The sequence below is a fragment of the Streptomyces subrutilus genome (genome assembly GCF_008704535.1).
Lineage (GTDB): Bacteria > Actinomycetota > Actinomycetes > Streptomycetales > Streptomycetaceae > Streptomyces > Streptomyces subrutilus.
The window spans coordinates 5,560,079-5,573,935 of sequence record NZ_CP023701.1; the positions used below are offsets into that span (position 1 = coordinate 5,560,079).

The 13,857-nt window shown below is 73.5% G+C and carries 10 protein-coding genes; 9 read left to right on the plus strand and 1 reads right to left on the minus strand.

Going from position 1 to position 13,857, the window contains the following annotated elements:
* The first annotated feature begins 114 nt into the window (after positions 1–114).
* The 7 genes from CP968_RS24630 to CP968_RS24660 all read left to right on the plus strand — a co-directional run bounded on the left by CP968_RS24630 (position 115) and on the right by CP968_RS24660 (position 9,493).
* Positions 115–888: a serine protease gene (locus CP968_RS24630; RefSeq protein WP_150520074.1), complete on the plus strand. Its 774-nt coding sequence runs from the start codon at positions 115–117 to the stop codon at positions 886–888.
* A 235-nt stretch (positions 889–1,123) separates the two neighbouring features.
* Entirely contained in the window at positions 1,124–1,780 is a 657-nt protein-coding gene (locus CP968_RS24635; protein ID WP_150520075.1) for a response regulator, read from the plus strand.
* Between the two features lie 94 nt (positions 1,781–1,874).
* The gene (locus tag CP968_RS24640; RefSeq protein ID WP_150520076.1) at positions 1,875–3,041 is read left to right on the plus strand and encodes a sensor histidine kinase; all 1,167 of its coding nucleotides are present in this window, start codon (positions 1,875–1,877) and stop codon (positions 3,039–3,041) included.
* A gap of 101 nt (positions 3,042–3,142) precedes the next feature.
* A complete protein-coding gene (locus tag CP968_RS24645; RefSeq protein ID WP_150520077.1) occupies positions 3,143–3,499 on the plus strand; it encodes a chorismate mutase in 357 nt (118 codons plus the stop codon).
* 40 nt (positions 3,500–3,539) lie between these two features.
* Positions 3,540–6,068 carry an aminopeptidase N gene (gene pepN / locus CP968_RS24650; RefSeq protein WP_150520078.1) on the plus strand — a complete coding sequence of 843 codons (2,529 nt, stop codon included), beginning with the start codon at positions 3,540–3,542 and terminating at the stop codon, positions 6,066–6,068.
* Positions 6,069–6,692: 624 nt separating this feature from the next.
* A complete protein-coding gene (locus tag CP968_RS24655) occupies positions 6,693–8,087 on the plus strand; it encodes a pyridoxal phosphate-dependent decarboxylase family protein (RefSeq protein WP_150520079.1) in 1,395 nt (464 codons plus the stop codon).
* Positions 8,084–9,493 carry a lysine N(6)-hydroxylase/L-ornithine N(5)-oxygenase family protein gene (locus tag CP968_RS24660; protein WP_150520080.1) on the plus strand — a complete coding sequence of 470 codons (1,410 nt, stop codon included), beginning with the start codon at positions 8,084–8,086 and terminating at the stop codon, positions 9,491–9,493. Before CP968_RS24655 ends, CP968_RS24660 begins: the two co-directional genes overlap by 4 nt.
* Before the next feature lie 76 nt (positions 9,494–9,569).
* On the opposite strand, the gene CP968_RS24665 is transcribed toward CP968_RS24660, so the two are convergent.
* Positions 9,570–11,378: a bifunctional metallophosphatase/5'-nucleotidase gene (locus CP968_RS24665; RefSeq protein WP_150520081.1), complete on the minus strand. Its 1,809-nt coding sequence runs from the start codon at positions 11,376–11,378 to the stop codon at positions 9,570–9,572.
* A 202-nt stretch (positions 11,379–11,580) separates the two neighbouring features.
* Between CP968_RS24665 and CP968_RS24670 the strand changes: the two genes are divergently transcribed.
* Both CP968_RS24670 and pyk read left to right on the plus strand, forming a co-directional pair.
* Complete coding sequence (locus CP968_RS24670) at positions 11,581–12,282, plus strand: SIMPL domain-containing protein (RefSeq protein WP_150520082.1); 702 nt, start codon at positions 11,581–11,583, stop codon at positions 12,280–12,282.
* 145 nt (positions 12,283–12,427) lie between these two features.
* Complete coding sequence (pyk, locus tag CP968_RS24675; protein ID WP_150520083.1) at positions 12,428–13,855, plus strand: pyruvate kinase; 1,428 nt, start codon at positions 12,428–12,430, stop codon at positions 13,853–13,855.
* Positions 13,856–13,857 lie beyond the last annotated feature (2 nt).

The window sequence follows — 13,857 nt, forward strand, 5'->3', positions numbered from 1 at the left end:
GGATTGGCCAAAAATGCGTCCTTGATGCCGCGCCTCCGCTTGTTGTGTCATGGACCCGTCATTCACCCGGTGACACGCACGGCCCAACCCCCCACGAAAGGCAGTGTGTTGACCATGAGCACTCTTGTGCGGTTCATGAAGCGCACCCTCGCCGTCGGCGCGGTCGCCCTCGCGGCCGTCAGCCTCCAGCCCGCCAACGCCGGCGCCTCCCCGGCCCCCGTCGTCGGCGGCACGCGCGCCGCCCAGGGCGAGTTCCCCTTCATGGTGCGCCTCTCCATGGGCTGCGGCGGCGCCCTCTACACCCAGCAGATCGTCCTCACCGCCGCGCACTGCGTGAACGGCTCCGGCAACAACACCTCCATCACCGCCACCGCCGGAAACGTCGACCTCAACAGCTCCAGCACCATCAAGGTCAAGTCCACCAAGGTCCTCCAGGCCCCCGGCTACAACGGCACCGGCAAGGACTGGGCCCTCATCAAGCTCGCCCAGCCCATCAACCTGCCCACCCTCAAGATCGCCGAGACCAAGGCCTACGACAGCGGCACCTTCACCGTCGCCGGCTGGGGCGCCACCCGCGAAGGCGGCGCACAGCAGCGCTACCTCATGAAGGCCACCGTCCCCTTCGTCTCCGACGCCAGCTGCCAGAGCTCCTACGGCGGCTCGCTGGTCCCGGGCGAGGAGATCTGTGCCGGATTCAGCCAGGGCGGCGTCGACACCTGCCAGGGCGACTCCGGCGGCCCGATGTTCCGCCGCGACAACGCCAACGCCTGGATCCAGGTCGGCATCGTCAGCTGGGGCGAGGGATGCGCCCGCCCCGGCTACCCCGGCGTCTACACCGAGGTCTCGACCTTCGCCGCCGCGATCAAGAGCGCCGCGGCCGGCCTGTAGCCCCACCGCCTCGTCCTTCCGGCCGGACGGGAACCGGCCGGAAGGACGAGGCGCCCCGCCCCGGACGCACGTACCGTCGACCGGGGCGACCACGCCCCGGCGCGGCCCGGACACGGCCGCCCCCCTCCCGCGACCCCCGCTCCGCGGCCCGCCGTGCGGTTGCGGGCCGCGGCACGCACCGGTCCCATGGGAGGAAACCGACGACGGCAGCGGGCGACAGTGGGGCAGGCGGCGCATGGCGATCAGAGTGGTCATCGCGGACGACCAGGACATGGTCAGGACGGGCTTCCGGATGATCCTCGAAAGCCAGCCGGACATCGAGGTCGTCGCCGACGTCGTCGACGGCGAGGCCGCCCTCGCGGCCGTGGCCCTGCACCGGCCCGACGTGCTGCTCCTCGACATCCGCATGCCCAGGCTGGACGGCCTGGAGGTCACCCGCCGCCTCGCCGGCCGGGACGGCCCGCGCATCGTCATCGTCACCACCTTCGACCTCGACGAATACGTCCACGCGGCGCTCCGCGGCGGAGCGTCCGGCTTCCTCCTGAAGGACGCCAGCCCGGCCATGCTGGTTGAAGCCGTACGGGCCGCGTCCGTCGGCGACTCGCTCGTCTCACCCGCCATCACGGTGCGGCTGCTGCGCGAGATGGCCGTACGCGCCCCGGCCGCCGCGGCCGCCCGCCGCCCCGCCGAACCGCTGACCGAACGGGAACGCGAGGTCGTGCGCTGCCTGGCCCGCGGCCTGACCAACGCGGAGATCGCGGCGGAGCTCTTCGTCTCCCTCTCCACCGTCAAGACCCACCTGGCCAACGTCCAGGCCAAGCTGGACGCCCGCAACCGGGTGGAGATCGCCGCCTGGGCCTGGGAGAGCGGCCTGGCCACCGGCCCCGCATGACCCGCACGCCGCCGGCGGCGGCCCGTACGGCGACGCGCCGGCCCCGCACGGCCACCGCCCCCGCGCCCGCCGGCCCCGTCCGCGGGGGGCGGGGATGAGTCCGCCGGCCGGGTGGGCGCGGCGGCACCCGCGCGCCGCCGACCGGACCCGGCTCGCTCTCTCCCTCCTCCTGCTCGCCCTCGTCACCTTCGAAGGCGTGCTCCTGGCCCGCCAGCCCAGCCTCCCGCACGCCACCGTGTGGATCTCCGGCATCCTCGTCTGCCTCAGCGCCGCGCCCTGGCCCGCCGTCCCGCTCCTGGCCCGGGCCTGGTTCGCCGCCGCCGTGACCTGGGCCGCCACCCTCCTGCTGATCTTCGGCAACCACCCCCTCGCCGTCTGGGGCGGCGGAGAGGCCATCGCCCTGCTCGTCCTGCTCTCCCAGGTCCTCCAGCGCGCCCCCGCCCGGACCGCCGCCGTCCTCGGCCCGCTCCTCGGCCTCGGCTGCATGGCCGTGCCCGTCCGCGACGCCGACCCGGGCCGCTTCACCCTGCTCTTCTCCGTGCTCGCCGTGGTCGTGGGCGCGTACTCCCTCGTCCTGCGCCTGCAGTCCGTCCAGCGCGTCCGCGACCTGAACGCCGTCCGCACCGCGGAACGCCTCGAACTCGCCCGCGAGCTCCACGACCTCGTCGCGCACCACGTCACCGGCATCGTCGTCGAGGCCCGGGCCGCCCGCTTCACCGGCGTCTCCGCCGAACGCGCCGCCGAGATCTTCGGCCGGATCGAGACCGCCGGTGACGAGGCCCTCGGCTCCATGCGCCGCCTCGTCAAGGTCCTCCGCGAGAACGCACCCCACGAAGCACCCCACGACGCCCCCGCCGGAACCAGCCCCGTCGCCGGCCTGGCCGACATCCGCAGCCTCACCGAACGGTTCTCCGTCACCGGACCGCCCGTCGCCCTCCACGTGGAGGAAGGACTCGAAGACCGGCTCCCCGACGACGTCGCCGCCACCGCCCACCGCATCGTCCTCGAAGCGCTCACCAACACCGGCAAGCACGCCGCCACCGCCACCGCCGTCCGCGTCGGCCTGCGCACCGTCCCCGCCGGCCTGGAGGTCCGCGTCGCCGACGACGGCGGCCGTCCCGCCCGGCTCTCCGAGAACGCCCGGGGCGGCGGCTACGGCCTCGCCGGCATGACCGAACGCGCCGAGGCCCTGGGCGGCTCCCTCACCGCGGGCCCCACCCCCGAGGGCGGCTGGCTCGTCACCGCCACCCTGCCGTTCTAGGGAGTGCCCTCGACGTCGCGTCGTCCGCCCGGCACGCCCCGACGTCTCACAGGCCGACCGGCCGAGGAGGAACCCGCCGCCGCCCCGTATTCTCGGGGACCATGAACAACAGCGCCACCGACAACGGCACCGGCACGGACGCGGGCACCGGACCCGGCGGGATCGACGAGAGCGTCGCCGCAGAACTGGGCCGCCTGCGCGACAGCATCGACAACATCGACGCGGCCGTGGTCCACATGCTCGCCGAACGCTTCAAGTGCACCCAGCAGGTCGGCCACCTCAAGGCCCGCCACCAGCTGCCCCCGGCCGACCCGGGCCGCGAGGCCAGCCAGATCGCCCGGCTGCGCCAGCTCGCCGAGAACGCCAAGCTCGACCCCGCCTTCGCCGAGAAGCTCCTCACCTTCATCATCGCCGAGGTCATCCGCCACCACGAGACGATCGCCGCGGGCGAAGAGTAGAAGACTGGGGTCCGGCCGCCCTCTGGGGCAGCATGGCCCCATGTCCGCACTGACGCGCACCGAAGCGCAGCTCCGAGCCCAGCTCCTCGACGTCCAGCACTACGACGTCGCCCTCGACCTCACCGACGGCGACGAGACCTTCCACTCGGCCGCGGTCATCCGCTTCACCGCGCGCACCGCGGGCGACACCTTCGTCGAACTCAAGCCCCACCGGCTGGACTCCGTCCTCCTCGACGGCGCCCCCCTCCCCCCGGACGCCCTCCACGACGGCCGCCTCCCCCTCACCGGCCTCACCGAAGGCCCCCACGAACTGCGCATCGACAGCCTCATGCGCTACTCCCGCACCGGCGAGGGCCTGCACCGCTTCACCGACCCCGCCGACGGCGAGACGTACGTCTACAGCCAGATGTTCCTCGACGACGTCCAGCGGGTCTTCCCCGCCTTCGACCAGCCCGACCTCAAGGCCGTCTTCGCGTTCACCGTCACCGCCCCCGCCCACTGGACCGTCCTCGCCAACGGCGTCACCACCCGCACCGGCACCCGCGACACCGACGGCGCCGGCATCTGGCGCTCCGCCCCCACCCCCCTCGTCTCCACCTACCTCGCCGCCGTCGCCGCCGGCCCCTGGCACAGCGTGACCACCGAGCACGCCGGACTGCCCTTCGGCATCCACTGCCGCCGCTCCCTCGCCCCCCACCTGGACGCCGACGCCGAGGAGATCCTCTCCGTCACGACGGCCTGCTTCGACCGCTACCAGGAGAAGTTCACCGAGCCCTACCCCTTCGACTCCTACGACCAGGCCTTCGTCCCCGAGTTCAACGCCGGCGCCATGGAGAACCCCGGCCTCGTCACCTTCCGCGACGAGTTCATCTACCGCTCCGCCGTCACCGACACCGAACGCCAGACCCGCGCCATGGTCATCGCCCACGAGATGGCCCACATGTGGTTCGGCGACCTCGTCACCCTCGCCTGGTTCGACGACATCTGGCTCAACGAGTCCTTCGCCGAGTACATGGGCTACCAGACCCTCACCGAAGCCACCCGCTTCACCGACACCTGGACCGACTTCGCCGTCACCCGCAAGCCCTGGGGCTACGACGCCGACCAGCGCCCCTCCACCCACCCCGTCGCCCCCGCCCCGGAGGACGTCCCCGACACCGCCTCCGCCCTCCTCAACTTCGACGGCATCTCCTACGCCAAGGGCGCCTCCGCCCTGCGCCAGCTCGTCGCCTGGCTCGGCGAGAAGGACTTCCTGGCCGGCATCAACACCCACTTCGCCCGCCACCGCTTCGCCAACGCCTCCCTCGCCGACTTCGTCGACTCCCTCGCCGCCCACACCGACCGCGACGTCCACGCCTGGGCCGACGCCTGGCTGCGCACCACCGGCGCCGACACCCTCGCCCCGCGCATCGAGGAGACCCCAGAAGGCCCCGCCGACCCCGGCGGCTGGACCCTCGCCGTCGACCGCCGCGGCAGCCGCCCGCACCACGTCGCCGTCGGCGTCTACCACCGCGCACCCGGCGACGCCGGCCGGGCCCTGGAGCGCACCGCGCTGCTCCACCTCGACGTGCCCTCCGGCGACGTGGTCTCCGCGAGCGGCCCGCGGCCCGCCCTCCTCGTCCTCAACGACGGCGACCTCACCTACGCCAAGGTCCGCCTCGACGAGACCTCCGTCGAAACCGCCCTGCGCGGCCTCTCCGGCATCCCCGACCCGCTCACCCGCGCCGTCGTCTGGAACGCCCTGCGCGACATGGTCCGCGACGGCGAACTCGACCCGCACGACTACCTGGCCACCGCCTCCGCCCACCTGCCCGGCGAGACCGACCTGGCCGTCGTCCAGGGCGTCCTCGCCTTCGCCCGCACCCAGATCGCCGACCGCTACGTCACCCCCGACCGCCGCCCCGAGGCCCTCGCCACCCTCACCGCCATCGCCCGCGACCTGCTCCGGCGCACCGAGGACGGCGCCGACCCCGGCCTGCGGCTGGCCGCCGTACGCGTCCTCGTCGACAGCGCCACCCAGCCCGACACCCTCGCCACCTGGCTCGACGAGGGCACCGTCCCCGGCGGCCCCGAACTCGACCCCGAACTCGGCTGGCGCGTCCTGGGCCGGCTCGCCGTCCTCGGCGCCGTCCAGGAGGCCGACATCGACGCCGCCCTCGCCGCCGACCCCAGCGCCACCGGCGAGGAAGGCGCGGCCCGCTGCCGCGCCGCACTGCCCACCCCCGAGGCCAAGGCCGCCGCCTGGGACCGGCTCTTCCACGACGACAGCCTCTCCAACTACCTGTTCAGCGCCACCGCCCAGGGCTTCTGGCAGCCCGAACAGACCGACCTCGTACGGGAGTACGTGACCCGCTTCTACCCCGAGGCCGTCGCCCTCGGCGCCCGCCGCGGCCCGGCCATCGCGGAAGCCGCCGGACGCTGGGCCTTCCCCGCCCACGCCGTCGACGAGGCCAACCTCCGCGCCGGACACGACTGCCTCGCCGACCCGGACGTCCTGCCGCTGCTGCGCCGCAAGCTCGTCGACCAGCTCGACGACCTCGCCCGCGCCCACAAGGTCCGCACCGGCTGACCCCCACCGGCCCCCGCGGCCCCGAGCCCCCGTCGGGCCGCCCGGGCTGACGGCGACCCGACGGGCCCTGAGCCGTTGGCCGCGGGCGGAGCCCCGGGCCCCGGCGCCGGGCCGCTCCCCGGGCCGGGCTCGGTTCGGGGAGCCCGGCTCGGCCCGGGGCCCTCGGCCGCGGCCCGGCGCCTCGGCCCCGGCCCGCGCCGCCCGGCCTCCCCGCCGACCCCGGCCCGCCCCTGAGCCCTGGGGGCCCGCCCCGGCCCGCTTTCTGCCCCCGACCCCGGGCCGCCCCTGAGCCCTGGGGCCCCGCCCCGGCCCGCCTTCTGCCCCCGGCCCGCGCCGCCCCTGAGCCCTGGGGCCCCGCCCCGGCCCGCGCCGCCCGGCCTCCCCGCCGATCCCGGCCCGCCCCTGAGCTCTGGGGCCCCGCCCCGGCCCGCCTTCTGCCCCCGGCCCGCGCCGCCGCCGCCGCCCGCCGCCGGCCCCGGCCCCGGTACGGGCGGCCGTGACACGCCGGGGTGGTTACCCCATTCGGGTCGGATCGTTGTACCGGCCGGGTACTCCGACCCGCCGAACCGGTCCCCACCCGGCGCGGCGCCGCGGAGGCCCGTCCGACCAGCCTCCGGAGGTCCGATGACAGCGCCGCCCGGCACACCGCCCCCGCTCGCCGGGGGCCGCGACGGCGCCGACGCCCTGCGCCCCCTGCTCGGCACCGTCCTCGAAGCCCTGCGCACCGGAGCCCGGCAACGCGGCGGCCCCCTCCCCGCCGGCGGCCCCGAAGCCGTCACCGCCCGGGTCCGGGCCGCGCTGGGCGACGTACTGCCCGACCGCGGAACCGGTGACCACGAGGCACTGCGGACCCTCGTGCACACCCTCGCCGCCGGCGCCGCCGACCCCGCCGACCCCCTCTGCGCGGCCCACCTGCACTGCCCGCCGCTCGCCGTCGCGGCCGCCGCCGACCTCGCCGCCGCCGCCCTCAACCCCTCCCTCGACTCCTGGGACCAGGCCCCCGCCGCCTCCGCCGTCGAAGCCCTCCTCACCCGCGCCCTCGCCGCCGAGTTCCACCCCGCCGCCGCCCGCCCCGACGCCCTCGTCACCACCGGCGGCACCGAAGCCAACCAGCTCGCCCTGCTCCTCGCCCGCGAACGCCACGGACCGGCCCTCACCGTCCTGCACGGCGCCAACGCCCACCACTCCGTGCCCCGCGCCGCCTGGCTCCTCGGCCTCCCCCCGGCCCGCAGCATCCCCACCCCCACCGGCACCCTCCACCCCGCCGACCTCGCCGACGCCCTCGCCACCACCACCGGGCCCGTCCTCGTCACCGCCACCGCCGGCACCACCGACGCCGGACTCGTCGACCCCCTCCCCGAGATCGCCCGCCTCTGCGACCGGCACGGCCGCGCCGAACTGCACGTCGACGCCGCCTACGGCGGCCTCCTCGCCCTCAGCCCCCGCCACCGTCACCGCGTCGCCGGACTCGACCGCGCCCGCTCCGTCACCGTCGACCTGCACAAACTCGGCTGGCAACCCGTCGCCGCCGGCCTCCTCACCGTCCCCGACACCGCCCTGCTGGCCCCCCTCGCCCACCAGGCCGACTACCTCAACGCCACCGACGACACCGACGCCGGCCTCCCCGACCTCCTCGGCCGCTCCCTGCGCACCACCCGACGCCCCGACGCCCTCAAGATCGCCGTCACCCTCCGCTCCCTCGGCCGCGACGGACTCGTCCGCCTCATCGACCACACCTGCGCCCTCGCCCACGCCCTCGCCCGGCGCCTCGACGCCCACCCCGGCTTCGAGGTCCACGCACCCCCCACCATCAGCACCGTCCTCTTCCGCCCCGCCCACGCCGACGACGAGCAGCTCGCCGCCCTGCGCCGCACCCTCCTGCACCAGGGCCGCGCCGTCCTCGGCCGCGCCCGCGCCGACGGCCGCCTCTGGCTCAAGGCCACCCTGCTCAACCCGCGCACCACGCCCGGAGACCTGGACACCCTCGTCGCCCTCCTGGAAGGCAGCACCCACCGATGACCGCCCAGCTCGATGCACCCCACGACCTCGTCGGAATCGGCATCGGCCCGTTCAACCTGTCCCTCGCGGCCCTCGCCCACGGCCTGCCGCAGCAAGGGGCCGGCGAACTCGCCACCGCCTTCTACGACCAGCGCCGCGACTTCCGCTGGCACCCCGGCCTCCTCATCGACGGCGCCGCCCTCCAGGTCCCCTTCCTCGCCGACCTGGTCACCCTCGCCGACCCCGCCAGCCCCTGGAGCTTCCTCAGCTACCTCAAGCACAAGGAACGGCTCTTCCCCTTCTACTTCGCCGAGCAGTTCCACATCCAGCGCGCCGAATACGACGCCTACTGCCGCTGGGTCGCCGACCGCCTCCCCGGACTCCACTTCGGCCACCAGGTCGACGCCGTCCGCTGGAACCCCGAACGCGACCTCTTCGAAGTCGACTTCACCCAGGTCGACGCCGACGGCGGAGCCGAAGCCCTCGGCCGCGCCTACACCCGCAACCTCGCCCTCGGCATCGGCACCGCCCCCCACGTCCCCGAACCCCTGCGCCCCCTCGTCGAAGCCCCCACCGTCCCCGTCATCCACTCCGCCGACTACCTCGACCACCGCGAACGCATCCTCGGAGCCGGGCACGTCACCGTCATCGGCTCAGGCCAGTCGGGAGCCGAGGTCTTCCTCGACCTGCTGCGCGCCCGCCCCGCCGGCCGCGAACGCCTCAGCTGGCTCGCCCGCACCCCCTCCTTCGCCCCCATGGAGTACTCCAAGCTCGGCCTCGAACACTTCACCCCCGACTACACCCGCTACTTCCACGCCCTCCCCGAACCGGTCCGCGACCGCCTCGTCCCCGCCCAGTGGCAGCTCCACAAGGGCATCGACGCCGCCACCATCGCCGCCATCCACGAGGAGCTCTACCGCCGCACCCTGCACGGCGGCTGGCCCGACGCCGTCCTCACCCCCGGCGTCGGCGTCCGCACCGCCGGCCGCGTCGCCACCACCAAGGTCGAGCTCCACCTCGAACACCTGGAACAGGGCACCCGCTCGCGCCTCACCACCGACGCCGTCGTCCTCGCCACCGGCTACCGCGAACGCCCCCTCGGCCGCCTCCTCGCCGGGCTCGACCCGTACGTCCGCAAGGACTCCTCCGGGCGGCCCCGCATCGACGACCGGCACCGCATGGTCCTCGACCCCGGCGTCACCGGCAGCGTCTTCGTCCAGAACGGCGAACGCCACACCCACGGCGTCGGCGCCCCCGACCTCGGCCTCGTCGCCTGGCGCAGCGCCGCCATCCTCAACACCCTCACCGGCAAGGACCCCTACCCGCAGCCGGTGCGCACCGCCTTCACCACCTTCGGCCTCGACCAGCGCGACCACGCCCGCCCCCGGCCCGTCGGCACCCTCCTCCCGCTCGTCGACCACCCGTAGCGGACCGGGACCCGCCGCCGCGGGTCCCGGGCCGCGGGTCCCGGCGCCGCCCACCGGCGGCGCGGCGCGGCGCGGGCTAGAAGACCGGGACGCCGGCCCGCGTCAGCCGCCAGTCCACCGACGCGAACGCCGCCGGGTCCACCGTCCCCTTCGCCTTCACCCACTGGATGATCGTGTTGCGGATCTCGTCCGAGTCCGCCCACACCTGCTTCGCCTGCGGCACGTGCGGGAAGTTGCCGCCGCCCGAGGCCCGGTAGTTGTTCACCGCGAGCACGAACCGGGCCGCCGGGTCCACCGGCCGCCCCTGGTACGACAGACCGGTGATCCGCGAACCGACCGGCTGCGCGATGTCGATCCCGTACGTGAACCCGTACACGGCGTCGTAGTTGTAGTCCGGGATGTTCTCGGCGTTCGTCAGCTTCGCCGGGTCCACCGCGTCACCGGGCGCGGTCCGCACGTAGTACCGCGCCGAGTACTCCAGGTAGTCCTTCAGCTGCGCGCCGGTCAGCAGCCGCGCCTCCAGGGTGTTCTCGAACGGGTACAGCCCGGCCGCGTCCCTGATCGTCACCTGCCCGGCCGGGATCGCCGCCGTCCGGGAGAAGCAGGAGGCCTGCGAGAGCACCGGCAGCGCCGCCCACTCCGTGCCCGCCAGCGCCGCCTTCACCGTCTCGGCCTGCACGTGGTTGATCAGGTCGATGATCGGCACGTCCTTGACCGGGCCCTCGGCCGAGGACATCGCCCGCGTGGAGGTGCCGATCACCTGGTTCACGTACGCGACCACCTTGCGGTGCTCGTCCGACAGCAGCCGGGTGATCTTCCTGTCCTCGGCGACGGTGTTGGAGTTCAGCACCTTCGCCGAGACCTTCGCCACCGACCAGCGGCCCCGCTCCCAGGTCAGCTCGAAGTCGAACAGGGTCAGCCGCTGGCCCCACTTGAGCGGCTCGGACAGCACCACGTCCTTGCCCGTGGCCCGGTTCTTCACCCGGTACTCGGGGATCTCGGCGTGCGCGTGACCCACCAGGATCGCGTCGATCCCCGGCACCTTCTCCGCCACCAGCCCCGCCGCGTTCTCGACGTACGGCAGCTGGTCGCCGTACGAGGAGGTGCCGCTCGACCCCGAGTGCGCGGAGACGATCACCACGTCGGCGCCCATCGAACGGAGCTTCGGCACGTACTTCGCCGCCTGCTCCTCCAGCCCGGGGAACGTCATCTTCCCCTGCACGTTGGCCTTGTCCCATATCGCGATGCCCGGGTTGGTCAGCCCCAGCACCGCCACCTTCACGTCCCGGCCGTGCGGGGTCCGCAGCCGGTGCATGCTGTACGGGGCGAACGCGGGCCGCAGCGTCTTCGCGTCCAGCGCGTTGGCCCCCAGCAGCGGGAAGTCGCACTGCTCCTCGAACCTGCGCAGCACCGGGATGCCGTAGTTGAACTCGTGGTTGCCCAGCGCGGCCGCGTCGTAGCCGATCGCGTTCATCGCCCGGGCCATCGGGTGCACCGGGCCCCGGCGGGCCGTGATCGGGTCCACCTTCGCGTAGTAGTACGACAGCTGGGTGCCCTGGATCGTGTCGCCGGCGTCGATCAGCAGCGTGTTGCGGCGGCCCTTCTCGGCCCGCACCCGGTCCACCAGCGTGGAGATCTTCGCCAGGCCGACGTCGTTGTGCGCCTTGTCGTCGAACTCGGCGTCGGTGAAGTAGTCCCAGTTGAACACGTTGCCGTGCAGATCGGTGGTGCCCATCACGGTGAACGCGTAGGTGCGCGGCCCGTGGTGGGCCGCGGCCGGGGCCGGGGTACTCGCGGCGGCCGGCGCGCTCGCGGCCCCCGTCAGCGCGACGGCCGCACCCGTCGCGGCCGTGGTTCCCAGAAATGTCCTGCGGTCGAACGCCATGCCGTCTCCCTCGTGAGGCGTGGACAACGCGCGTGCAAGCGTGCGCGGGTCGGTACGCGGTCTCGGTGCGCGGATCTCGGTGCGCGATCTTGGTGCGCACAACGCGCGTAGATTCTGACCCAGCGGTAACAAGCCGCAACACCCCTGCCAGGTTTCGATCCGGTGACCACACCCGTACGCACGACAGTGCGACAGTGAAACCATGACCCAGGACGCATCGCACCAGCCCTACGGAACCCCCGAGGTACCCCGCGTCGCGGTCCGCGGCGAGGCCAGCCTCGAAGTCGACCCCGAGATCGCCCGCATCGGCATCACCGTCAGCGCCCGCGGCACCGACCGCCGCGCCGCCCTCGACGACCTCACCCGGCGCAACAACGCCGTCCTCGACCTCGTCAAGAGCTACGGCGACCCCGTGGAGAAGCTCGAAACCGGCGCCTTCTCCATCACCCCCGAACTCACCCGCCACGGCCGCGGCGAACGCGTCCGGGCCTACCACGGCCGCGTCCACCTCACCGCGGAGCTCAACGACTTCACCACCTTGGGTGAACTCACCACCCGCCTCGCCGACCTCGAACTCACCACCGTCGACGGCCCCTGGTGGGCCCTGCGCCCCACCTCGCCCGCCCACGGCGAGGCCCGCCGCCAAGCCGTGCTCGACGCCGTCCAGCGCGCCCGCGAGTACGCCGACGCCCTCGGTGCCCGCCTCGCCGCCCTCGTCGAACTGGCCGACCTCGGCGCCGAGAACGCCCTCCCCTTCCAGGCCGCCCCCGGCGCCGGCATGCGCACCATGGCCTTCAGCGCGACGGAGGACGCCGGCGCCCCGCCGCTCGACCTCGAACCCCAGCGCCAGAGCGTCCACGCCCAGGTGAACGCGCGCTTCACGATGACCCCGCCGCAGCTCTGAGAACCCACCGGAAACAGCTGTGGGGGTGCTCATCAGAGCACCCCCACGCACATTCAACAGTTGTCAACAAGCTTTTCCCCAAAGGTTGTTGATTGGACACCCGGAAGCGATTACCTACTCCTTGGTAGGGGAATACGCTCGCCTCATGCGCCGAGCAAAAATCGTATGTACCCTGGGCCCCGCAACCGACTCATACGACCAGATCAAAGCACTGGTCGAAGCCGGAATGGACGTAGCCCGCCTCAACCTCAGCCACGGCACCTACGCCGAACACGAGGAGCGCTTCCAGCGCGTACGCAAGGCCTCCGACGAGACCGGCCGCAGCGTCGGCATCCTCGCCGACCTTCAAGGCCCGAAGATCCGCCTCGGCCGCTTCCGCGAAGGACCCGTACTCCTTGAACGCGGTGACGAGTTCACCATCACCGTCGAGGACCTCGAAGGCGACCGCCACACCTGCGGCACCACCTACAAGGGACTCGCCGCAGACGTCACCACCGGCGAGCGCATCCTCGTGGACGACGGCCGCGTCACCCTCGAAGTCACCGCCGTCGACGGCCCCCGCGTCCGCACCACCGTCATCGAAGGCGGCATGGTCTCCGACCACAAGGGCCTCAACCTCCCCGGCGTCTCCGTCTCCGTCCCCGCCCTCTCCGAGAAGGACATCGACGACCTCCGCTGGGCCCTGCGCACCGGCGCCGACGTCATCGCCCTGTCCTTCGTCCGCAGCGGCCGCGACATCGACGACGTCCACCGCATCATGGACGAGGAAGGCCACCGCCTCCCCGTCATCGCCAAGATCGAAAAGCCGCAGGCCGTCGAGAACATCGACGACATCGTCGCCGCCTTCGACGGCATCATGGTCGCCCGGGGCGACCTCGGCGTCGAAATGCCCCTGGAACAGGTCCCGATCGTCCAGAAGCGCGCCGTCAAACTCGCCAAGCGCAACGCCAAACCCGTCATCGTCGCGACCCAGATGCTCGACTCGATGATCGACAACTCCCGCCCCACCCGCGCCGAGGCCTCCGACGTCGCCAACGCCGTCATCGACGGCACCGACGCCGTGATGCTCTCCGGCGAGACCAGCGTCGGCAAGTACCCCGTCGAGACCGTCCGCACCATGTCCCGCATCGTGCAGGCCGCCGAAGAGGACATCCTCGCCAAGGGCCTGCCGCCCCTGACCGACCGCAACAAACCCCGCACCCAGGGCGGAGCCGTCGCCCGCGCCGCCGCCGAGATGGGCGACTTCCTCGACGCCAAGTTCCTCGTCGCCTTCACCCAGAGCGGCGACACCGTCCGCCGGCTCTCCCGCTACCGGTCCCCGATCCCGCTCCTCGCCTTCACCCCGGACCAGGCCACCCGCTCCCAGCTCAACCTCACCTGGGGCGTGCAGACCTTCCTCGGACCCCACGTCGACTCCACCGACGCCATGGTCGCCCAGGTCGAGGAAGAACTCCTGCGCATCGGGCGCTGCGTCCCCGGCGACGTGGTCGTGATCACCGCCGGCTCGCCCCCCGGCGTCACCGGCTCGACCAACCTCGTCCGCATCCACCACATCGGCGACGCCGTACGCTGACG